Source organism: Pseudomonas putida (assembly GCF_028682175.1).
In the GTDB taxonomy this organism is placed as follows: Bacteria; Pseudomonadota; Gammaproteobacteria; order Pseudomonadales; family Pseudomonadaceae; genus Aquipseudomonas; species Aquipseudomonas putida_AD.
On the sequence record NZ_JANHKS010000054.1, the window covers coordinates 1 to 23,298 of the forward strand.

The 23,298-nt window shown below is 62.3% G+C and carries 17 protein-coding genes, 1 tRNA gene and 1 riboswitch; of the genes, 14 read left to right on the forward strand and 4 right to left on the reverse strand.

The features are described 5' to 3' along the window. Positions 1-37: 37 nt before the first annotated feature. Positions 38-733, reverse strand: a complete 696-nt coding sequence (ung, locus tag NPS29_RS24785) for a uracil-DNA glycosylase (protein ID WP_274135830.1) — start codon at positions 731-733, stop codon at positions 38-40. A 170-nt stretch (positions 734-903) separates the two neighbouring features. Here ung and NPS29_RS24790 point away from each other — a divergent pair, with 170 nt between their 5' ends. Beyond that, complete coding sequence (locus NPS29_RS24790; protein ID WP_274135831.1) at positions 904-2,016, forward strand: enoyl-CoA hydratase/isomerase family protein; 1,113 nt, start codon at positions 904-906, stop codon at positions 2,014-2,016. Between the two features lie 159 nt (positions 2,017-2,175). Here NPS29_RS24790 and NPS29_RS24795 read toward each other — a convergent pair whose 3' ends face one another. Continuing rightward, on the reverse strand, positions 2,176-2,712 hold the full coding sequence (locus NPS29_RS24795) for a hypothetical protein (RefSeq protein WP_274135832.1): 537 nt from the start codon (positions 2,710-2,712) through the stop codon (positions 2,176-2,178). Positions 2,713-2,992: 280 nt separating this feature from the next. Beyond that, positions 2,993-3,094, forward strand: a riboswitch (guanidine-I (ykkC/yxkD leader). A 62-nt stretch (positions 3,095-3,156) separates the two neighbouring features. Between NPS29_RS24795 and NPS29_RS24800 the strand changes: the two genes are divergently transcribed. From NPS29_RS24800 to NPS29_RS24860, 13 genes are all read left to right on the forward strand, one after another. Then, complete coding sequence (locus tag NPS29_RS24800) at positions 3,157-4,224, forward strand: putative urea ABC transporter substrate-binding protein (RefSeq protein WP_274135833.1); 1,068 nt, start codon at positions 3,157-3,159, stop codon at positions 4,222-4,224. Between the two features lie 167 nt (positions 4,225-4,391). Beyond that, positions 4,392-5,207 carry an ABC transporter permease gene (locus NPS29_RS24805; RefSeq protein WP_274135834.1) on the forward strand — a complete coding sequence of 272 codons (816 nt, stop codon included), beginning with the start codon at positions 4,392-4,394 and terminating at the stop codon, positions 5,205-5,207. Next, positions 5,204-5,968 (forward strand): ABC transporter ATP-binding protein, encoded by a 765-nt coding sequence (locus NPS29_RS24810; protein WP_274135835.1) that lies wholly within the window; start codon positions 5,204-5,206, stop codon positions 5,966-5,968. Before NPS29_RS24805 ends, NPS29_RS24810 begins: the two co-directional genes overlap by 4 nt. Positions 5,969-5,980: 12 nt before the next feature. Then, complete coding sequence (locus NPS29_RS24815) at positions 5,981-6,706, forward strand: urea amidolyase associated protein UAAP1 (protein ID WP_274135836.1); 726 nt, start codon at positions 5,981-5,983, stop codon at positions 6,704-6,706. 10 nt (positions 6,707-6,716) lie between these two features. Further along, a complete protein-coding gene (locus NPS29_RS24820) occupies positions 6,717-7,340 on the forward strand; it encodes an urea amidolyase associated protein UAAP2 (protein WP_274135837.1) in 624 nt (207 codons plus the stop codon). Positions 7,341-7,462: 122 nt separating this feature from the next. Next, positions 7,463-11,083: an urea carboxylase gene (uca, locus tag NPS29_RS24825; protein ID WP_274135839.1), complete on the forward strand. Its 3,621-nt coding sequence runs from the start codon at positions 7,463-7,465 to the stop codon at positions 11,081-11,083. Between the two features lie 167 nt (positions 11,084-11,250). Next, positions 11,251-14,463 (forward strand): dermonecrotic toxin domain-containing protein, encoded by a 3,213-nt coding sequence (locus NPS29_RS24830; RefSeq protein ID WP_274135840.1) that lies wholly within the window; start codon positions 11,251-11,253, stop codon positions 14,461-14,463. A 101-nt stretch (positions 14,464-14,564) separates the two neighbouring features. Beyond that, positions 14,565-16,046, forward strand: coding sequence for a sensor domain-containing diguanylate cyclase (locus NPS29_RS24835; protein WP_274135841.1), 1,482 nt, complete (start codon positions 14,565-14,567; stop codon positions 16,044-16,046). Beyond that, positions 16,043-16,258, forward strand: coding sequence for a cysteine-rich CWC family protein (locus tag NPS29_RS24840; protein WP_274135842.1), 216 nt, complete (start codon positions 16,043-16,045; stop codon positions 16,256-16,258). Before NPS29_RS24835 ends, NPS29_RS24840 begins: the two co-directional genes overlap by 4 nt. Before the next feature lie 175 nt (positions 16,259-16,433). After that, positions 16,434-17,126: a pseudouridine synthase gene (locus NPS29_RS24845; protein ID WP_274135843.1), complete on the forward strand. Its 693-nt coding sequence runs from the start codon at positions 16,434-16,436 to the stop codon at positions 17,124-17,126. Positions 17,127-17,436: 310 nt separating this feature from the next. After that, on the forward strand, positions 17,437-18,321 hold the full coding sequence (locus NPS29_RS24850; protein WP_274135844.1) for an alpha/beta fold hydrolase: 885 nt from the start codon (positions 17,437-17,439) through the stop codon (positions 18,319-18,321). Positions 18,322-18,489: 168 nt separating this feature from the next. Then, a tRNA-Gly gene (locus tag NPS29_RS24855) sits at positions 18,490-18,563 on the forward strand. 220 nt (positions 18,564-18,783) lie between these two features. Beyond that, on the forward strand, positions 18,784-20,001 hold the full coding sequence (locus NPS29_RS24860; RefSeq protein ID WP_274135845.1) for a YbfB/YjiJ family MFS transporter: 1,218 nt from the start codon (positions 18,784-18,786) through the stop codon (positions 19,999-20,001). Between the two features lie 3 nt (positions 20,002-20,004). On the opposite strand, the gene NPS29_RS24865 is transcribed toward NPS29_RS24860, so the two are convergent. Both NPS29_RS24865 and NPS29_RS24870 read right to left on the reverse strand, forming a co-directional pair. Then, positions 20,005-20,904: a LysR family transcriptional regulator gene (locus NPS29_RS24865; protein ID WP_274135846.1), complete on the reverse strand. Its 900-nt coding sequence runs from the start codon at positions 20,902-20,904 to the stop codon at positions 20,005-20,007. Positions 20,905-21,032: 128 nt separating this feature from the next. After that, positions 21,033-23,246 carry a TonB-dependent receptor gene (locus tag NPS29_RS24870; protein ID WP_274135848.1) on the reverse strand — a complete coding sequence of 738 codons (2,214 nt, stop codon included), beginning with the start codon at positions 23,244-23,246 and terminating at the stop codon, positions 21,033-21,035. Positions 23,247-23,298 lie beyond the last annotated feature (52 nt).

The window sequence follows — 23,298 nt, forward strand, 5'->3', positions numbered from 1 at the left end:
CCCGCCGGCAAGCCGTGCTGCTACGGGCAAGGGGCGATCAGACGTTAGCGGGCAACCGCCACTCGATCGGCGTCAGACCATTCTGCTGCAGATACTTGTTGGCCATGCCGAAATGCCCGCAGCCGAGGAAACCCTTGTAGGCCGACAGCGGCGAGGGGTGTACCGAGGTCAGGATCAGGTGTTTGGACGCATCGATCAGCTTCTTCTTGCTCTGGGCGTGAGAGCCCCACAACAGGAACACCAGATGCGGCTGATGGGCGCTGACGGTTTCGATGATCTTGTCGGTGAAATGCTGCCAGCCCTTGCCAGCGTGAGACGCCGCATTGGCCCGCTCGACGGTCAGGGTGGTGTTGAGCATCAGCACGCCCTGGTCGGCCCAGGACTGCAGGTAGCCGTGGTTGGGGATGTCGATGTTCAGGTCGCGCTTGAGCTCTTTATAGATGTTGACCAGCGACGGCGGCGCCGGCACACCCGGCTGCACCGAGAAGCACAGGCCATGGGCCTGGTTTGGACCGTGGTACGGGTCCTGACCGAGGATGACCACCTTGACGTTGTCCAGCGGGGTCGAATTCAAGGCATTGAAGATCAGCGGGCCCGGCGGATAGATTTCCTTTCCTGCCGCGTGCTCCTGGCGCAGGAACTCGCGCAGTTCGCCCATGTAGGGCTTTTCGAATTCTTCGCGCAGGGCCTGCTTCCAGCTGGGCTCGAGTTTGATGCGGTCGTCGTCGGTCATGGTCATATCCGGAAAAACAATGGGCGGACTTTAGGGGCAACCACCATTTATTTCCAGCGCAACGCGCCACGGGTTTCCTACACTCCACTGCATCAGTTCGGTGCAACTTCCCGGCGCAGGCAGCACTCCCAGTCCTTGATGAAAGCCTGTTCCACGAACACGAGGTCACGATGAATCTGCAATTCGAAGAGCTCACCGGAACCGACGGCGCCCGTCTGGGCATCGCCACGCTGGACGCGGAAAAATCACTCAATGCATTGTCGCTGCCCATGATCCTGGCGTTGCAGGATCGGCTCGATGCCTGGGCGAGCGACCCCCAGGTTGTTTGCGTGTTGCTGCGCGGCAATGGTGAAAAAGCGTTCTGCGCTGGCGGCGACGTACGTGCGCTGGTTGAGGCTGCTCGCGGCAAGCCCGGAAAAGTCCCACCGTTGGCAGCGCAGTTCTTCGCGGCGGAATATCGCCTGGACTACGCCCTGCACACCTATCCCAAGCCGCTGATCTGCTGGGGCCACGGTTATGTGCTCGGCGGCGGCATGGGCCTGCTGCAAGGCGCCGGCATTCGCGTCGTCACCCCGAGCAGCCGCCTGGCGATGCCCGAGATCAACATCGGCCTGTACCCCGACGTTGGCGCCAGCTGGTTTCTGTCGCGCCTGCCTGGCAAGTTGGGGCTGTTCCTGGGCCTGACCGGCTCGCACATCAACGGGCGCGATGCGCTGGACCTGGATTTGGCGGACCGCTTCCTGCTCGACGGCCAGCAGGAGGAAATGATCGACCGGCTGCTGCAACTCAACTGGCAGGAACAGACCGCCGTGCAGCTCAACAGTCTGTTCAAGGCGCTGGAGCAGGAAGCACTGGATCAACGCCCGGAGCCGCAGTGGCTGCCTCGTCGCCAGCAGATCGATGAGTTGCTGGATGTCGCCGATATTGCCTGCGCGTGGACTGCGCTCAAGCGTCAACTGCATTCCAGCGATGCGCTGCTGGCCAAGGCGGCAAAAACCTTGAGCGAAGGCTGCCCGATGACCGCGCACCTGGTCTGGGAGCAGATCCAGCGCGCCCGGCATCTGTCCCTGGCCGAAGTGTTCCAGATGGAATACACCATGAGCCTCAATTGCTGCCGGCATCCTGAGTTTGGCGAAGGTGTGCGGGCGCGATTGATCGACAAGGACCACACGCCCCATTGGCACTGGCAGGACATTGCCAAGATCCCGCTGGCGGTGGTGGATGCGCATTTCGAGAAGGCGTGGGAAGGCCGGCATCCGCTGGCGGATCTGTCAGGGTACTGAATCGACACCCACCCTGTAGGAGTGAGCTTGCTCGCGATAGCGGTACATCTGCGACATCATCATTTCAGACAGACCGCTATCGCGAGCAAGCTCACTCCTACAGGTTCGTGGTGGGCATAAAAAACGGCGCTTCGAAGAGCGCCGTTTGTGGGACTGCAGTTAACGGTTGCCGCCACCCGGTCCGCCATGACCGCCGCGACCGAAGTTGCCGTCTTCCCTCATATTGCCGCCCGATGGCCTGGACGGGGCGAATCCGCCACCGCCACCACCGCCGTGGTTGCCATTCCAGCCGCCACCGCCCATGCCCGGCCTTGGGCCTGTGGGTGGAGGACGGTAGCCGGAGCCGCCGTTCCAGTTACCACCACCGCCACCACCATTCCAGTGGCCGCCGCCGTAGCCCGGGCGACCATAGCCTGGCCCGTAGTAACGCGGTGGAGGCGCGTAGTAGCGAGGCGGCGAATAGTACCGTGGGGCCGAGTAATAACGCGGCGACGAGTAATAGACCGAGGAGCCGCCGTAATACCCGGTCGGCCCGTAGGGACGATAGCTGTCATACACGTAGCCGCTGCTGTACCCGCTGCTGTAGACGGGCTGCGTGTAGGTCTCTGATTCGTAGTAGCCTCCGTAGCAACCGGCCAGGGACAAGGTCATTAAAGCTGCCATCAGGCTTTTGAGGTGCAAGCTTCGTCGATACATGGCGGCCTCCTGGACCGCGATAGAGCTCAAACCAGCGGCGCTGGTCGGCGTTCCCATAACTGCCGAGAACGTAAATTAAGACCGCAAAATCCCTCGTGAGTGCCCCACTGTAAAACCCTTCCGCCAGACGGCGCCCCGCAACAGTGCACCCAGATGCACCTCGTTATTCCGCCATCTCCCGCCCGCGCCGCAGCCCGCATGGCTTGCCGACAATTGGCACGTCTCTCGCTTAAGTGAATCTCGTGCAGGAGTCACTCAAGGTTCGCGGCACCACAATTTGCAAATAGCTGACTAGGGTTCCGGCTCGCCTTTGGCGAGTGGCTGGTCCGAGAGTTGGCGACCTCCAGTAGAGGTTACACGGCGGGATAAAAGCCCGGGAGACAGGACACCATTGGTGTCGCCGGACTCCTGCCCGCCCCTTTTCGTTACTGGAGGTTTTTCACGATGCAAAAATCCCGTCTGTTCGGCCTGATGACCGCAGGCCTCATCGCTGCTCTAAGCCTCTCGGCCACCGCCGCCCCGAAAAAGGACTTCGACGTCTGCTGGACCATCTACGCCGGCTGGATGCCATGGGAATACGCAGGGACCCAAGGCATCGTCGACAAGTGGGCCAAGAAGTACAACATCAACATCAAGGTCACCCAACTCAACGACTACGTCGAATCGATCAACCAGTACACCGCCGGCCAGTTCGACGGCTGCACCATGACCAACATGGACGCCCTGACCATTCCGGCTGCGGGCGGGGTGGAAAGCACGGCGCTGGTGGTCAGCGACTTCTCCAATGGCAACGACGGCATCGTCATCAAGGGCGACGGCAAGAAGGTCGCCGACCTCAAGGGCATGGACGTCAACCTGGTTGAGCTGTCGGTCTCGCACTATCTGCTGGCCCGCGCACTGGACTCGGTGGACCTGACCGAGAAAGACCTGAAAGTGGTCAACACCTCCGACGCCGACATCGCTGCGGCCTTCAACACCGATCAGGTCAAGGCCGTCACTACCTGGAACCCGATGCTCTCCGAGATCAAGGCCAAGCCGGGCGTCACCCAGGTGTTCGACTCCAGCAAGATCCCGGGCGAGATCATGGACATGATGGTGGTCAACACCCAGACCCTCAAAGACAACCCTGCACTGGGCAAGGCACTGACCGGTGCCTGGTTTGAAGTCGTCGCGCTGATGAACGCGAAAAACGCTGAAGCCAAAACCGCGCTGGAACACATGGCCAAAGCCTCGGGCACGGACCTGGCCGGTTTCCAGTCGCAACTGGACACCACCAAACTGTTCGCCTCGCCTAAAGAGGCACTGGAGTTCGCCACCAGCAAGCAACTGCCGGTCACCATGCGCAAGGTCGCGGACTTCTCCTTCGAGCACGGCCTGCTCGGCGAGGGCGCCAAGGATGCAAGCGCCGTGGGCATGAGCTTCGCCAACAGCGTGACCGAAGGCGACAAGGGCAACCTCAAGCTGCACTTCGACCCCAGCTACGTGCAGTTGGCCGCTGACGGCAAATTGTAAAGGCTTGGGCGACCTGCTCTGCAATCCGTGACAGCCATTCGCGAGCAAGCTCGCTCCCACAGAGGACGTGGGATGGCGAGCCTATACGCAGAGCCTGTGGGAGCGAGCTTGCTCGCGAAGAGGCCGCAGCGATCACGTAAAAATCCGCTTCAAACAGGTTATTTGACATGCGCTTGATAAACCGCCGCCCCGATGGCGCCAGCCGCCTGGTTCTGGTGATCCTGCCGTTCGCCCTGTTGCTGTTCGCCTACTTCACAGGCTCGGCGACGCGGTTGACAGAAAACCCCAACGACAAGCTGCTGCCCAGCGCCGTGCAGATGACCGATGCGATCAAACGCGTGGCCTTCGTGCCCGATCAACGCACCGGTGAATACCTGCTCTGGCAGGACAGCGCCTCTAGCCTGCAACGCCTGGCCATAGGTCTTGCGATCAGCGCGGTCGTGGGCCTGTGCCTGGGTATCGCCTCGGGCGTGCTGCCGCTGTTCGGCGCGCCGTTGTCGCCGTTGCTGACGGTGCTGTCGATGGTGCCGCCGCTGGCGATCCTGCCGATCCTGTTCATCGTCTTCGGCCTCGGGGAGCTTTCCAAGGTGATGCTGATCGTGATCGGCATCACCCCGGTGCTGGCCCGCGATCTGGAGCAGCGCGCCCGGGAGATTCCGGTGGAATTGCTGATCAAGGCGCAGACGCTGGGCGCCTCGACCTGGACGCTGATTCTGCGGGTGGTGCTGCCGCAACTGTTGCCGCGTTTGCTGATCTCGCTGCGGCTGGTGCTGGGCTCGGCGTGGCTGTTTCTGATCGCGGCCGAGGCCATCGCCTCCACCGACGGTTTGGGCTACCGGATCTTCCTGGTGCGGCGTTATCTGGCCATGGACATGATCCTGCCGTACGTAGTCTGGATCACCTTCCTCGCCTGGCTGATGGACTGGGGCTTGAAAGCCCTGACCCGCAAGGCCTTTCCCTGGTACGAGGGCGCGCGGCCATGAGCTTCATTTCGGTAAAAAACGTGTGGCAACAATACGGCGAACAGGTGGTGCTCGAAGGCCTGAACCTGAGCATCGCCGAGGGCGAGTTCTGCACCATGGTCGGTGCCTCCGGCTGTGGCAAATCGACCTTCCTGCGCCTGCTGCTGGGCCAGGAAGTGCCGAGCAAAGGCACCATCCTGCTGGACGGCCAGCCGCTGGCCAATGAACCGGATGCCAGCCGTGGCGTGGTGTTTCAGCGCTACTCGGTGTTCCCGCATCTGTCGGTACTGGACAACGTCGCGCTGGGCCTGGAACTGCCAAGGGCCAGGCTGCTGGGCCGGCTGTTCGGCAGTGCCAAGCGCGACGCTCGCGAGCAAGCCGCCGCGCTGTTGCGCAAGGTCGGCCTGGGCCATGCGCTGGACAAATACCCGACGCAACTGTCCGGCGGCATGCAGCAACGCCTGGCCATCGCCCAGGCACTCATCATGAAGCCTCGCGTACTGCTGCTCGACGAGCCTTTCGGCGCTCTGGACCCCGGCATTCGCAAGGACATGCACGCCCTGCTGCTGGAGCTGTGGCGCGAGACGAAACTCACGGTATTCATGGTCACCCACGATCTCTCCGAGGGCTTCAACCTGGGCACGCGGCTGATGGTCTTCGACAAGGTTCGCATCGACCCGCACGCCCCCGGAGCCTATGGCGCCCGCATCACCTACGACATTCCCCTGAACAGCGACCGTCGCGCCGCCCGCGCGGCCATCGAATCGCTGCAATCGGCCTGAAGGATTTCAACCATGACTGACTCAACCGCTGTATTCCCGGTATTCGCCGAAGAGCTGCTGCCCGGTGGCGGCCACCTGTCGTTCGTGCTCAAGCGCGGCGAGCTGCTGCGCCTGACCGACCTCAACGGCGGCGCCAACGTGAGCCTCACGCTGTTCAACGCCCATGAAAAAACCGAGCGCCTGAACCTGCCCGACAGCCTCAAGTGCCAGCACACCGCCAAACTCACCAGCGGCCACTGCCTGTACTCGGACATGGGCCGCGTGCTGGCGGCCATCACCGCCGACACCTGCGGCTGGAGCGACAGCCTCGGTGGCGTGCTGTGCGCTGAAGAAGTCACTGAAAAATACGGCCAGGGCCGCTACCAGGAACTGCGCAACGGCTTCTTTCGCAATGGCGCCGACAACCTGCTGGTGGAAATGGGCAAGTGGGGCCTGGGCCTGTCGGACCTGCTGATGACCCTCAACCTGTTCAGCCGGGTCAACGTGGACCATCAAGGCGCACTGGCCTTCGTGCCCGGCAACTCGAAAGCCGGTGACTACATCGAGCTGTATGCGCCGATGGACACGCTGGTGGTGCTCACCGCGCTGCAACACCCGATGGACCCCAACCCCGAATACGCACCACAGCCGGTCAAGCTGAGCTGGATGAAGGCCGACGCCAGCGTCGCCGAACACTGCCGCACCTCGCGCGAGGAAAACGTGCGCGGCTTCATCAATACCGACCGCCTGTTCGCCTGAGGACCCTCTGATGACCACAGCCGCCAAGAAAGCCCCTGTTTCCATCACCCAAATCCCGGCAGGCGAACCGTCGCTGACCGAACTCAAGGCCGGGCAGACCCTGCGCCTGCTCGATCTGGAAGGCAACCAGGCCGTCGATACGCTGTTCTACAGTCTGGCCAACCCCCGCGAGCGCTACGACGTGCAACGCACCTTGCGCAAACAGAACAACGTCTACCTGAGCAAAGGCAGCGTGCTGTATTCCAACCTCGGCAAGCCGATGCTGACCATCGTCGAAGACACCTGCGGACGCCACGACACCCTGGGCGGCGCCTGCGCGCAAGAGAGCAACACCGTGCGCTACGCCCTGGAAAAACGCCACATGCACAGCTGCCGCGACAACTACCTGCGCGCCTGCTCCCACGACGGCCGCCTGGGCAAGCGCGACATCAGCCCGAACATCAATTTCTTCATGAACGTGCCGGTCACCGCCGAAGGTGGGCTGACCTTCGAGGACGGCATTTCCGCTGCCGGCAAATACGTCGAACTGCGGGCGGAAATGGACGTAATCGTGCTGATCTCCAACTGCCCGCAACTGAACAACCCGTGCAACGGCTACAACCCCACGCCTGCCGAGCTGCTCGTCTGGGATTGAGCGGCACAGGTTTTCACTGAAGGTTTTCGGCGCGAGGGACGGCCTTCGCGCAACGCGTACAACAGCGGGACGGCCCGCTACCCGGTTCGGGATCGACGAGCGCGATCCCTGGGGTAAAAACCATGTTCGATAAACTGCTGATCGCCAACCGCGGCGCCATCGCCTGCCGCATCCTGCGTACCCTACGCGCCCTGAACGTCGAGGGTGTGGCGGTCTACTCCGAAGCCGATGCCGCCAGCCTGCACATACTCCAGGCGCCGGAGGCCCACAGCCTCGGCGAAGGCGGTGCGGCCGGGACTTATCTTGCGGTGGACAAGATCCTCGCCATCGCCCAATCCACCGGCGCCAAGGCGATTCATCCCGGCTACGGCTTTCTCTCGGAAAACGCCGCCTTCGCCCAGGCCTGCGAAGACTCGGGAATCGCTTTTGTCGGCCCGACGCCAGAGCAACTGCGCGTGTTCGGCCTCAAACACACCGCCCGCGCACTGGCCAGGCAACACGGCGTGCCAATGCTCGAAGGCACCGAATTGCTGGACAGCCTTGCAGATGCGCTGGGAGCGGCAGACGCCATCGGCTATCCGGTGATGCTGAAAAGCACAGCCGGCGGCGGTGGCATCGGCATGCGCGTGTGCCGCAGTGCCAGCGAACTGAGCGAGTCGTTCGACGCGGTCAAACGTCTGGGGCAGAACAACTTCAGCGACGCCGGCGTGTTCATCGAGAAGTACATTCAGCGCGCTCGCCATCTTGAAGTGCAGGTGTTTGGCGACGGCTTTGGCGAAGTGATCGCCCTGGGCGTGCGTGACTGTTCGGTGCAGCGGCGCAACCAGAAAGTCCTCGAGGAAACCCCGGCGCCAAACCTGCCCGAAGGCATGGCTGATGAGCTGTGCGCGGCCGCGATCAAACTGGCCAGGGCGGTCAGTTATCGCAGCGCAGGCACCGTGGAATTCGTGTTCGACAGCGACGCTCAGCGTTTCTATTTCCTTGAAGTGAACACCCGCTTGCAGGTCGAGCACGGCGTGACCGAGCAGGTCTGGGGCGTGGACCTGGTGAGCTGGATGGTGCAACTGGCCGCCGGTGACCTGCCGCCGTTGCAGGAACTGATTGCGAATCTGAAACCCTCGGGGCATGCCATCCAGGCGCGTCTGTATGCCGAAGATCCGGGGCGGGATTTTCAGCCAAGCCCTGGCCTCTTGACCTCGGTGGACTTCCCCGCCGCCGATGGCAAGGCCCTGCGCATCGACACCTGGGTGGAAGCGGGCTGCGAGATCCCGCCGTTTTTCGACCCGATGATCGCCAAGGTCATCAGTTGGGCGCCGGACCGGGAATCGGCCAGCGCAGGATTGACCCGGGCGCTGACCGAGACTCGCCTGTATGGCGTCGAAACCAACCGCGACTACCTGCGCCAGATCATCGAAGATGCGCCCTTCGCCAGCGGCCAGCCGTGGACCCGCTGCCTGGAAGGTCTGGTGTACCGCGCCGACACTTTCGAAGTGTTGAGCGGCGGCACCCAGACCAGCGTGCAGGACTTCCCCGGACGGCTCGGCTACTGGGCCGTCGGTGTACCGCCTTCGGGCCCGATGGACAGCCGCTCGCTGCGCCTGGGCAACCGCCTGCTGGGCAACGTCGAAGGCTGCGCCGCGCTGGAAATCACCATGAGCGGGCCGATGCTGCGCTTCAACACCGATGCGGTGGTGGCCGTGACCGGCGCCGTGATCCCGGTGACGCTCGATGGCCAGGCGCAGCCGATGAACCAGTCGATCCTGATCCGCGCAGGCTCGACCCTGACCCTGGGTACCATCGCCGGAGCAGGCGCGCGCAGCTACCTGTGTCTGCGCGGCGGGCTGGATGTGCCGGATTACCTGGGCAGCAAAAGCACCTTCACCCTGGGCCAGTTCGGCGGCCATGGCGGCCGGGCGCTGCGCGCGGGCGACGTGCTGCACTTGGCGCCGTTGACCGACCGTGAAGCGGGACGGCAGATTGCGTCGCATCGGATCGCAGAACTGCCAGCGGTGCGCGACATCCGCGTGATCTACGGCCCCCATGGCGCGCCGGAATATTTCACTGATAGCTATATCGAAACCTTCTTCGCCACCGACTGGGAAGTGCACTTCAACTCCAGCCGCACCGGCGTGCGCCTGATCGGGCCCAAGCCTGAGTGGGTGCGTGCCGATGGCGGCGAAGCAGGCCTGCACCCCTCCAACATTCACGACAACCCCTACGCGATTGGCGCCGTGGACTTCACCGGCGACATGCCAGTGATCCTCGGGCCGGACGGACCGAGCCTGGGCGGGTTCGTGTGCCCGGTGACGATTATCGAAGCGGATTTGTGGCAGTTGGGGCAGCTCAAGGCGGGGGATAAAGTCAGATTCATCCCGGTCACCGTAGAGCACGCCCGCTCGCTCTTCTGTAGGAGTGAGCTTGCTCGCGATGGTGGTGTTACAAGCGCCCAATGTGTTTCGGATGTACCGGCCTCATCGCGAGCAAGCTCACTCCTACAGTCCCCAGTGATTCTGGACATCGGTGAAAACGACACGCGCCTCGTGGCACGCTTGAGTGGCGACACCCACCTGCTGCTGGAAATCGGCGCGCCGGAGCTGGACCTGGTCCTGCGCTTCCGCGGCCACGCGCTGATGCAGGCGCTGGAGAGCAAACAACTCAATGGCGTGATCGACCTCACCCCCGGCATTCGCTCGCTGCAAGTGCATTACCAGCCGGAACAGCTGCCGCTGGCCGACCTGCTGAAAATCGTCGCTTCCGAATGGGAACACGTGTGCGCCAGCAACAACCTGGAAGTGCCTTCGCGCATCGTGCACCTGCCGTTGTCCTGGGACGACCCGGCCTGCCAGCTCGCCATCGAGAAATACATGACCACCGTGCGCAAGGACGCGCCCTGGTGCCCGAGCAACCTTGAGTTCATTCGCCGCATCAACGACCTGCCCAACCTTGACGAAGTACAGCGCACGGTCTTCGACGCCAGCTACCTGGTGATGGGCCTGGGCGACGTGTACCTGGGTGCGCCGGTGGCCACGCCGCTGGACCCGCGCCATCGTCTGGTGACCACCAAGTACAACCCGGCGCGCACCTGGACCGCCGAGAACTCGGTGGGCATCGGCGGCGCCTACATGTGCGTCTATGGCATGGAAGGCCCCGGCGGTTACCAGTTCGTGGGCCGCACCCTGCAGATGTGGAACCGCTACCGTGACGTCGCAGCCTTCGACGGCAAACCCTGGCTGCTGCGCTTCTTCGACCAGATCCGTTTCTACCCGGTCAGCGCCGATGAACTGCTGAAAATCCGCCGTGACTTCCCGCTGGGGCGCTACCCGCTTTCGATCGAACACAGCACGCTGAACCTTGCAGAATACCAGGCGTTTCTGGCGCAGGAAGCCCAAGGTATCCAGGCGTTTCGCAGTCAGCAACAAAGCGCCTTCAACGCCGAGCGCGAGCGCTGGATCGCCAACGGCCAGGCCACGTTCGAAAGCGACGAAGCGGTGGCCGAACTCACCGAGGAGGCTGCGCTGCTGCCAGGGCAGATGAGTGTGGACAGCCACATCGCCGGGAATCTCTGGCAGGTGCAGGTCAGCGTCGGGCAGCAGGTGCAGGCAGGCGACACGCTGGTGATCCTGGAGTCGATGAAAATGGAAATCCCGGTGCTGGCGCCGTTTGCCGGGGTGGTCAGCGAGATTCGCGTGCAGCCGGGTTCGGCGGTGCGCTCCGGGCAGCGAGTGGTGGTGCTGCAAGCGTAAGGCTGACGACCGGGGGCGAGGCGGCCGGTATTGCGCCTTGCCCCCGTGCCATCCGCGCGCCGCAATGATAAGCAGCTCGGCGACAGACAATGGTGGTACATAGTTACCGCGTTCCGTCGCCGAAAATCGCCATAGTGAGCAGCTTTTGAACTCACAGAATGCCCGCCATGGACAACACCGACAGCAACCCCGCCCCACCCCGCACCCCACCTGCAACCCTGCATCACAAACATCTGGCAAGACTGCGCAACCGGCGGGTGGCAAGGCTGCTCTCGGGCTCGCCCTGGCTGCTCAAGGCCTGGCAACTGGCGCTGGACTGCCCGCCCTCGATTCTGACCTGGCTGGATCAACGCTGGAGCCAGGCCCTGGCCAGCCATCTGGGCAAACCTGTGGACCTGGACGCGCTGCATCTCGACTTCACCACCGATCAGGATCCTGCAGTGGATGCCGCTGGCAATGAACACTTCGAATGGCGCCTGTCCCTGCGGCAACTGGGGCGCATGACCCTGGAAACCCGTTCGCTGCTGGCCCTGCAACGCTGCGCGGTTCCCGACCGAGCGGTGCATGATGACCTGCCGGGCTTTACCCTGGAAAAACTCTTCAAGCTGCTGTTGCGAGGCAACTGGTCGTGGGAATACGACCAGCAGCTGAGCCACTTCTGGGCCGGTCACGGCCAGACCTGGCAAATGCTCGCCAGGCTGTCGTTTCTGGACGGCCTGGATCATCAACAACGACGTCGGCAAATCAGCCGCGACGGCTACCGGCTCGGGCTGGATGTGCTGGGGCTCGTGCAGTTGCCGGACACCCTGCAGCGCCTGGGCACAACCGCACTGACCCACCGTTCGACGCTGCACGGCGTGATGCTCAACGACGATCCCATCCCGGGGGTATTCCACCAGCGCTCCCGGACCACCAGGCATTGCTACATCCATGTATTGGGCGAGCAACCCTATTGTCACGAATACATCAGCGATAACGCCCCCTGGAAACCCGAGAAGGTGATGCAGGCGCTCAACGCATCGCCCTGGCACCGCCTGCATCTGAACCTGGCACCGACTGCAACTGGCCTTGAACTGGGCAGCGAGATCAGCGATGTCTTTACCTACCTGTGCAATGCACAGAGGCTGTTTGCCCTGATACACCCCGAGACCGAAGGGTTTCTGGAGGTGTTCGACGGCAGTGAGCTGCCGCAACAGGATTACCTGCTGCCTCCCATAGAACCGGCATTGGCAATCCTCGCCGCGCTGGGCTGCTGGCACAGCGAACCCGGTCTGCGCGAGAGCATTCCCACGCCCCACGTGGTGGCTGACCGGATCATGGGCAAGTGGCTCAAACACGCCCACGGGATCGATCTGGACCCCAGGCGGGTGTTCATCCGCTACCGGCCGGGGACGTCGAGAAAGCCCTGGGGTAGCGCAATAACCCCGGCGACCAACATCCTGATAGTGCCGAGCGAGCGCCCGGTCGCCCTCGGCCAGGCGCTGGTACAGAATTTCCGGGCCCTTGAACCGAGCGGTTACGACGACCTGGGGGGACGCTGGGTGGTCTACACCGACCTCAGCGGGCAAGGCACCTGGAAGCAGGAAAAGGAAATTCCGGTCACGGCGGCGAGCATTGAAGCCTACATCAGAAGCATCGGGTTTCTGGAGGTCATGACCGCGCGGCTCAACAGCTTCTGGGAACGCAAAGCCACGGCCATCGAGCGCGCACTCTCGTCCACCCTGATAGCGCAGGCGCTGTTTTGTCTGAAAAACGGCGAGCTGACGCGCAAGGGGTTCAATTGCCTGGTACTCGCACTGGAGGAGGACCGCACGTCTCCCATCACACGTCAGACGCGCTGGAGCGCACTGGGTTTCCAACTGGACAGCGGTCACCTGACCGGTGGCGTCAATCCGCCTTGTCCGGGCCTGCTGTTACTGCACCATGAGCGCGAGCCTGGCTGGATCCTGTATCAGTCAGGTCAGCAAGCCACATTCGTGGAGCTTCGGGACCGAGCAGAATTGGTCGCCCATCTTCGCCAATCGGCGGCCAATGAAGACTGGCGTCGGACGCTTCTACAGTACATGCCGATGCGCTTCCATGAGCGGCTGGACTACATACTGCAGATCTGGGGGGGAGTGGAACGGCCGCCGCTGCCGCCCTCGATACTGCGGCCCACATCCATCAGGCTGTACAACGATGCCATCCACAAGGCCAGCAATCACGTGTTTTTCATGCACGAGGTGGCGCAATCGCCCACCGGCTTCATCCTAGAGCATTTGCGCAGCGACAGCCTCCATGATGCGCAAGACAGCATCGTCACCCAGCGTGAACTCACGCTGAACTATTGGTCGCGGTGGGTCGATCGCCTGCAATTGATGCTGGCGCCGATGGCCTTGCTGCTGCCACCTGTGGCCATTGCCTCGCTGACCGCCAGCGCCGCCAGCCTGGCACTGAAGATTCAGGCGGCCAGTCTACCCGGCGACCGTGATGCGGAGCGTCGCCAGGTGCTGGTGGCGATCCTGTCTCTGGGATTGCTGCAACTGGGCCCCGCGACCCCACGCCTGCTGGGAAGCTTCATGCGGGTGGGCGCGACGGCAAGGTTTGCGCCCTCCGTGGCACCTTCCCTGCCGCTGCGCAACTTCGGCACCTGGCTGCAACGCCTCACCCATCCACGCAAAACGGTGCTCAGCCCTTACTTCAACACAGGTCTTACCCTGAAAAACTGGGAAGTGGCCGCCAACCGAGCGTTCGCCAGCGAATCGGTGCGCGTCTGGAAGCTGGGACAGCGGTTCCTGCTGTGGACTTCCCAACGCGCCCAGGCCCGCACGCTTGTGGTCAGCAGCCACGGCTACCATTTGCCCTGGAGCCGGGCGGCACAGATACCCAACGGCACCGAACTCCGGCTGTACGCCCCCCATGGCCATGAACTGGTCGACCCCGGGCTGCACAGGGTGGTCAGCCAGTTGATAAAGCCCTATGCACTGCTGGACAACACACGCGCCGTCCCCGGGCCCGGCGTTGCGCCCTTCGCCTCCTTGAACGAGGGCAAACGATTGCTGGCGGGCACCACCCTGCCGGGGCATATCAAGAACTACAAGCTGATGAAGTTCCAGAGCGACGCCTACGAAAGCTACCAGGACATCAGCAATTTCGTCAGCGACAGCCAACACGCATCCTGGCCGACAGTGCCGGCCACGCCGATGGACGTATTGACCATACGCAATCGCTTCGGCGTCACCAGTCCAAGCCTGGAAGACCTGTTCAACGAGCTGCAACGCCTGGGAATTCACTACGACAAGATCCTGCTGGTGCACTGTCGATGCTCGGCGATCAAGGCAGTGCTGGGACGAGCGCCGGCATTCGATGCGCCCGGGGGAACGCACAGGATCACGCCCTGAAACATCCGGTTCATAAAAGCGAGGCCGCCATGGCGCAACAGGGTGGCCTCAGGCTAGCATGTCTCTATTAATGGACTCTTTTTCACTCAAGCGGACTGGTCATGCCCTTTCGTTCCACGCTCCACTCACAGCGCTCCCTGTTGTTGACGTTAGTGATCCTTCTGGGGAGCGGCTTTCTGGCGACGTCATTGCTCAGCTACTTTGCCTCGCGAGACGCCATCCGCGACAGCATCGTCAACACCGAGCTGCCCCTGACCTCGGACACGGTCTATTCCGAGATCCAGAAGGACCTGGTGCGCCCTGTGCTGATCTCCTCGATGATGGCGCGCGACACTTTCGTGCGTGACTGGGTCGTGGCCGGAGAGAAAGATCCGCAACAAATGACCCGCTACCTCAAGGAGGTGATGGATCACTATGGTGCCTACACCTCGTTTTTCGTCTCCAACAAAAGCCTGACCTATTACCAGGCCAAGGGCGTGCTGAAAAAGATCAGCCCCGACGAGCCCCGGGATGTCTGGTACTACCGCGTGCGCGACATGGCCGAGCCGTACGAAATCAACGTCGACCCGGACCTTGCCAACAAGGACAACCTGACCTTCTTCATCAACTACAAGGTCTTCGACTACAACGACCAGCTCATCGGCGCCACTGGCGTGGGGCTGACCGTCGATGCCGTCATCAAGCTGATCGACCGCTACCAGCAGCGCTACCAACGCAGCGTGTATTTCGTCGACGCTTTCGGACGCCTGGTGCTGACTGGCGCCGAGGGCGGGCCGCAGGGCGCGAAGATCGGCCAGGTGCTGCGCGACCTTCCCGACCTCAAGGAATTGCGCCAGCAAATGCCCAAGCCGCAAAGCGGCAGCTACCAATACGACTCGCCGGACGACTCGCATTTTCTCAACGTGCGATACATCCCCGAGCTGAACTGGTACCTGTTCGTCGACAAGCGCGAGGACGGCGCACTGACCGACATTCGTCAGTCGCTGTACCTGAACCTGACGATTTGCCTGGCGGTGATGCTGCTGGTGCTGTACCTGCTCAATCGCGTCATCCGCCGCTTCCAGATGCGCATCGAGAGCCAGGCGATGCTCGACAGCCTCACCGGCCTGCCCAACCGGCGCGGGTTCGATCAGGTCGCGATGAGCGCCATTGCCGAAGCTCGTCGTGACCACAAGGCGCTGTCGGCCATGCTGCTGGACCTGGACCACTTCAAGCGTCTGAACGATACCCACGGTCATCTGGCCGGCGATGAAGTGCTCACCGGCTTCGCCGACGACGTCAGGCGGTGCCTGCGTGACAGCGACATCATTTGCCGCTGGGGTGGCGAAGAGTTCATCATCCTGCTCAAGGACACCAACACCAGCGGTGCCCGACGCGTCGCCGAGAAAATTCGCCTGCTGGCCGAGCAACACACCTACGTGTTCACGGGTTCGGCCCTGCAAGTTACCGTCAGCCTGGGCCTCACCGAGCTGCACGAAGGCGACACCCTGCAAAGCCTGATCGCCCGCGCCGACCAGGCGCTCTACAGCGCCAAACAGAGCGGCCGCAATCGGGTCTGTACCGAGATGGCAGAGCCCGCATGACCACCGTTTCAAACAGCCCGGACACCTGCCCCGTCTGCGGCCAGAGCAACAAATGCACCCTGGCCGCCCCACGCACGGCCGACCAGGCCTGCTGGTGCTTCAGCGAAACCATCGACCCCTCCGTCCTGGCCGCGCTGCCCGAAGAACTGCGCAACAAGGCGTGCCTGTGTCCGCGCTGCGCGGGCCTCCTCGAATCCACACAAACCCCGTAGCAGTGCCGGCGGGGCCGTCCTCAAGATCGCCCCGCGGGCAAGCCCGGCTGCTACAACGATTTGCGCCGCCCCACGCCCGTAGCAGCACGGCTTGCCGGCGGGGGCGTCCTCAAGGTCAATCCAGCTCCAAGGTTTTCACGTACCATTGAGGGCCCACACACCGACCCCAAACCCCATGCGCCTCGACCGTTTCCTCAGCAACCTGCCCCGTTTCAGCCGCAAGGAAGTGCGCCTTGCACTGCTGGCCAATCGGGTCAGGGTCGATGGCCAGACCATCAGGGATCCGCTGCATGAAGTCCGTGAGTTCAGCCAGGTCATGCTCGACGACGAAGTCCTGCAATCCGGCAAACCCGCGCGCTACTTCATGCTGCACAAACCGCCAGGCTGCGTCAGCGCCACCGTCGACCCGCAACACCCCACCGTGCTGGACCTGCTCGACGAGCCCGACAAGCACGACTTGCATATCGCCGGTCGCCTGGACTTCAACACCTCGGGGCTGATGCTCATCACCAACGACGGCCAGTGGTCCCGCCGCCTCACCCAGCCGACCACCAAGTTGCCGAAGATCTACTACGTCGAAACCGAGCAGGAAATCGGTGAGCACTACGTCACAAAATTCGCCGAAGGTTTTTACTTCGCCTTCGAAGACCTCACCACCCTGCCCGCGCTACTGACCCTGCTGGACAGCCACCGCGCCCGCCTGAGCATCGTCGAAGGCCGCTACCATCAGGTGAAGCGCATGTTCGGCTTCTTCGACAACAAGGTCGTGCGCCTGCACCGCGAAAGCATGGGCCCACTGGTGCTCGACCCTGCGCTTGCGCCCGGGCAGTACCGGCCGCTGACAGCTGAAGAGATTCAGCAGATCTGACGTCTTTCGACCGCCCGGCAGGTCGTGTAGGACAATTCACGAACGGCACTTGCGGGTTCCGGGATCGCCTGCTTGAATCCAATCGTCGGTCCACATGTGACTGATGAGTCACCAACCTATTCTAAGAAACCTTTTGTCGTCACGACCGCCTCGAAGCGACACGTTCGGCAAACCGCCCGCCAATAACAATACCTGTCGGACAAGCTGTTCCGATCCGACATGGGCCCCCTTAAAGGCTATTGCCTACCTGTCACGAAACTCGTGCAACGTGGTTGCGCGCACACCTGTTTTTTCGTCAGGAGACATGGATATGAGGCCAGAAATCGCTGTGCTTGATATACAGGGCCAGTTTCGGGTTTACACGGAGTTCTATCGCGCAGATGCCGCAGAAAAGACCATCATTCTGGTCAACGGCTCACTGGCCACTACTGCATCTTTCGCCCAGACCGTCCGCAACCTGCACCCGCAGTTCAACGTGGTGCTGTACGACCAGCCTTACGCGGGCAAATCAAAACCCCACAACATCATCGACCGGCCGCTGACCAAGGAAACCGAAGGACAGATCCTGCTGGAGCTGATCGACCACTTCAACGCAGAACACATCATGTCGTTCTCATGGGGCGGCGCGCCGACCCTGGTGGCCCTCGCCCACCGGCCCAAGCGCATCGAGAAGGCCGTGATCAGCTCTTTCTCGCCGGTCATCAACGAGCCGATGCGCGACTACCTGCAACGTGGCCAGCAACACCTGGGTGCATTCGATCGCTACGAAGTCGGCACGCTGATCAACAGCACCATCGGCAAACACCTGCCGTCGCTGTTCAAGCGCTTCAACTACAAACACGTCAGCTCCCTGGACCTGCACGAGTACGCGCAGATGCACCACCACATCAACCATGTGATGGAAGCCACCACGCACAAACAGTTGAAGGCCGCCAAACGGATCAATGTACCGGTGCTGTTCATGAACGGGGAATGGGACGAATACACCTCGGCCGTCGACGCCCGGTTGTTCAAGAACCACGTGCGTGACTGCCACTTCAGCACCATCAAGAATGCAGGCCACTTTTTAGACATGGAGCATAAAAGCGCCTGCCTGGACTCGCGAAACGCCCTGTTGAGCTTCCTCACCCCGGCGCCCGAGCCCAGCCGAAACCGCTACCGACAGGTACACGCGAACCATGCATTTGCAATCTGACCATGCCGGTCTCAAGGAACGGATTCATCCGCCAGCCACCGCCTCACAGCCCTCGGCGGATGAATCCCGACCCTTGTCATTGCAATAAAGGATTTGGCCCGCAACGCATTTAACGCTTCAATTCAGTGCCTGCATCTGGTACAAAGTCAGCCGCTGCAAGCGTCAAAAGCGGGTGTCGTATAATGGCATTACTCCAGCTTCCCAAGCTGATAACGAGGGTTCGATTCCCTTCACCCGCTCCATCCTCCCTCCCGCAACGCCCCCTTCGTCCAGCCAAGCGCTAAAGCTCGATCCGATCCGCACTTCGCAAGTCATCCGTTTGCCTATCAAGCGGCAGATACCGTGCCTCCTCATGCGCATCAACAATCTCAATAACAGATACCCCCAATCTCTTCTTTTCGCTTCTTGAGATACCCTGCGCGCGCGTAGGCTGATTCCACCCGAAATCAGCAGGCGACGATGATGAGCAAGCTTCAGGCATCCACTCACAGCACGACTTCCCACGATCAATCGCATAACAGCAAATGGGGGATTGCGTCGGGGTTTTCCGCGAGCCTTGTGGGGATTGGTCTGGCTCGCTTTGCCTACACGCCCCTGCTGCCGGCGATTATTGACGCCGGTTGGTTCGACTCCTCGAAAGCGGCGTATCTGGGCGCGGCGAACCTTGCGGGATATCTGGTCGGAGCGTTGACGGGCCGAGCGATGGCTCAGAGGTCGTCCACTGCTTTTGCGCTGCGGGCGATGATGTTGCTGGCCAGTGTTGCATTTATCGCCTGTGCGTTTCCGGTGTCGTATGCGTGGTTTTTCATCTGGCGTCTGCTGTCCGGGATCAGCGGAGGGGCGTTGATGGTGCTGGCTGCGCCGGCGGTGCTGGCGCACGTTTCGCCCTCTAAACGCGGGCTGGCAGGCGGGATCATCTTCATGGGGGTGGGCGTGGGGGTCGCTGCGTCAGGAACCCTGGTGCCGCTGTTGTTGCAGCTGGGTTTGCAGCAGACCTGGCTCGGGCTGGGGGTAATTTCTCTGGCGTTCACCGCCATTGCGTGGCTGGGCTGGCCGAAGCAGGATCCGGCGCCCGCAACCGCGAGTCAGCATCCGCGTCAGTCGAAGGATCACACCCTCAAGGCTTTGTATGCCGAGTACGCGCTGAATGCCGCGGGCTGGGTGCCGCACATGATTTTCCTGGTGGCGTTCGTCGCCCATGGCCTGGGCAAAGGGCTTGAGGTCGGGGCGCAGTATTGGGTGCTGTTCGGCATCGGGGCCACGCTGGGGCCGCTGTTGGCCGGGGTGCTGGCGGACCGGGTTGGATTTGGCCGGGCCTTGCGCCTGTCGTTCATTCTGGAAGGGATTTGCGTGTGCATACCGGCGCTCACGACGGGTAGTGTCTGGCTGATGGCATCGAGCATCGTGGTGGGGGCATTCGTTACCGGCACAGTGCCGCTGGTACTGGGCCGGGTGCAGGAATTGCTGGCGCATCACCCCGCGCAGCAAGGTCCGGCGTGGCGCACGGCGACGGTGGGTTTTGCGTTGTTCCAGGCGGTGGCGGCCTATGGATTTTCGTATCTGTTTTCGGCAACCGGCGGGGATTATGCGCTGCTGTTCTTGATCGGCACCGGCGCCATTGCGCTGGCCCTTGTCATCGATCTGGTGGCTGCGCGCCGGGCAAACCACGCAGCCACATGAACTTCAAGCGAATTGTGGGACGGCGCGCAAGCGCGCGGCATTGTCCTGATGCACGCTGTCGAGAAAGGCCGCCAGGGCACTGGAGAAATGGCCGTCCAGGCGCCGTACGAACAGGGTTTCCACGCGGGACAGAGCAGGCGGCAATTCATGAACCGCCACCAACCCTTGCTGCCAGGCGTTGGCGACGACACCTCGGGGCAGCAGCGTGATACCGACACCTGCAGACACGCAGGCAATGATCGCGTCGATAGAGCCAAACTCAAGGGGTTCGGGCGCGAGGATGCCCATGCCGGCCAGCACCGAATCCAGCCGCTGCCGGTAGGAGCAGCCGATGCGGAACACCACGGTTTTCAGGTGCGCAATGCTGTTCACGGCGTCCAGCGAGCGAACCGCGCGGGAGGTCACCAGCACCAGTTCTTCCTCAAAGGCCGTTTCGCAGAGCAGTTCGGGATGACTGACCGGGCCCGCAACGAAGGCGCCTTCGAGCCTGCAATCGACAACATCCTGGATCAGGCTACTGGTGGTGCCGGTACGAATCAGCGGCCGCACATCGGGCCAGGCAGTGGCGAAGCGGGCAATCAATAATGGAAGGCGCAAGGCCAGGGTGGTTTCCAGCGTGCCGATCTCCAGCACACCTGCGGGCTGGCCGTCGTCGCGGGCTGCGGCGGATGCGTCGCTGAGCAGTTTGGAAAGCCTGGCGGCATAGGGAAGGATGCGCCTGCCGGCGGGAGTGACCTGAACGCCCTTGGCGCTGCGCTGGAACAACGAAACGCCAAGCTCGTCTTCAAGCGAACGGATCCTTGAGGAAACATTCGACTGCACGGTGTTCAGTTCGACAGCTGCCTTGTTCATGCTGCCATGCCGGGCGACCGCGTCGACCACCTTCAGATCAATGACGTCCAAAGTCTCACCTGCTATCTCGAATTTCAATAACCCGCCGCTCGGGCAATTTCATTTCGAGATTAAGCCCGGAGCGCTGCGAAAACAAGCCGCAGCGCTTAGGGCCAGCCAGATGTTTGGAGCTGATACTGTCAGAACGAGTAGTCGGCGCTCAGCATCAGTCCGCGACCGGCGCCCGGCAAACCGTAACCACGGCCGTTGTAGGTGGACCAGTAGTGCTTGTCGAACAGGTTGTTAACGTTCATGCGCACATCCAGATCCGGGGTAGCCTGCCAACTGACCATGGCGTCGTGGACGACGTAGTCCGGTACGGTGGTCTGGCCTGAGCGAGTCAGCACAGCGCCCTGGCCGCGGTAGATTTTCACGTCATCGACGTAACGCACGCCATAGCTGACCGACACATCACGCGGCAGTTTGTAAGTGGTCCACAGGTTCAGCGCATTCTGCGGGGTGTTCGCCAGCTCCAGCCCTTCCTCGGAGCCGTTGTAGGACTTGTTCAGCTTGCTGTTTTCGTGGATGTAGCCGCCGTACACCGACCAGTTGCGGGTGATGTTGCCAGTGCCGGACAGTTCGAGTCCGCGCACGCGCTCCTCGCCGCCGGTGAAGGCCGTGCCTTCGTCATCATCGATGAAGGTCAATTGACGTTTGGTCTCGAACACATCGCCGGTCAGCTCAAGCGCACCGTCGTACAGTTCCCATTTGGTGCCCAGCTCGTAGGTCTTGCCGCGATCGCCCTTGGTCGAGGCGATGCTGCCGGTTTGCGCCACGGCCAACACGCCCGAAGGCTGCTTGGCGTTGGCGTAGCTGATATAGAAGCTGCCGTTGTGCACCGGTTTGTACACCAGCGCGGTGTGGACGCTGGTGAGCTTTTCCGACTGATCGGAATTGCCCAGGTCAGCCCAGGCGCCGGTCTGGCTGGCGCGGCTTTCGTTATCGGTCACGCGGGTGTCGAAGTGATCCTGACGCGCGGCCAGGTGCAACTGCCAGTTGTCGTTGAACTTCAGGGTGTCGAGCAGGTAGAACGCCTTGTCCGTCTGCTCCACCGACTGTTTGGCCGAGGTGTAGGTGTTGGCGCTGAAGGGGTATTGCGACCAGTCGTTACTCGCCACCGGCAGGCTGCCCATACGCGCGCGGTCGGCGGCGGTCAGGGCGCCGGTTTTGGAGTCCAGCGTCTGCTTGCTCAGGTCGAAACCGCCCACCAGCGTATGGCCGATGCCGAACGTGTCGACCTTCCACGTGAGGTTGGTCTGGTTGCTGAAAGTCTCGTTGGTCTGGCTGCGCGCAGGCGTGTTGACGTTGCGCCGGTAAATGCCGCTGCCCGCCTGAATGCCCGGAGCGCCCGCCGTGGTGTCGCCGCCAGGGGTGGTGATGAAGTAGTCGTGATCCAGATGGAAATAGGTGAACTGGGTGTCGAAGCTCAACGCGTCGTTGAAGTCGTGGGCAAACTTCATGTTCAGGCGATGGGATTCATTGTCCTCGTAGTTCAGGTTGCGCCAGCCCCAATAGCTGTTCCAGCTGGCACCACCGGCACGGCTCGGGCTGCTGCCATTGGTGCCGTTGACGGTCGGGATGCCGTAGTCAGGGTTGCTGTTGTCGTGGATGTATTCGTAGGCCAGGGTGAAACGGGTGTCGGTGCCCAGCCCCAAAGCCAGCGACGGCGCGAATCCGTAGCGCTCGTCATTGACCCAGTCCCGGCCGTCTACACCGGAATTGTTACCCATGATGTTCAGGCGAAACGCAGCGCCCTCACCCAGACCGTCGAGGGTGTGGTTCACGTCCAGCGTGCCACGACGGTAGTCTGCCGTGCCGACACCTGCGCTTACATGATTGAAGTCATCGAGCACTGGGGCCTTGGTCACCAGGTTGACCGCACCACCGGTCGCGCCCACGCCCCAACCCGCAGAGCTTGAGCCCTTGAGCACTTCCACCGATTCAGTGTTGAAGAAGTCGTTGCGCGAATACTTGGCCGGATCGCGCACGCCGTCGCGATAGATGTTGCCGTCGGCATTGAAACCGCGAATGGTCAGGCTGTCCCCTACCCCGCCGCCACCTTCACCGGAATTGAAGGTAATGCCTGGCACGTTGCGCAGCGCATCCTTGAGGCTCTGGGCGTTCTGCTCCTTGAGCACCTGCGAGTTTATGACCGTCACACTTTGCGGCGTGTCCAGCAGCGGCTCGGTCGACTTGGTCGAACTGAGCCTGTCGCTGTTGTAGGGCGCATCGCTCTGACTCTCGATGCTGGTGGCCGGCAGGGTCAGATCCCCCGTGACCGCCTGCCCATTGGCCTGGGCCTGCTCCGCCGCCCAGCTCGACACCGGCAACGCCATGAATGTGGCCAGGCCCATCAAGGGAGCCAGGGTTTGAGAACGAGGTGATACAGGCGACAGGCTGGCGCCG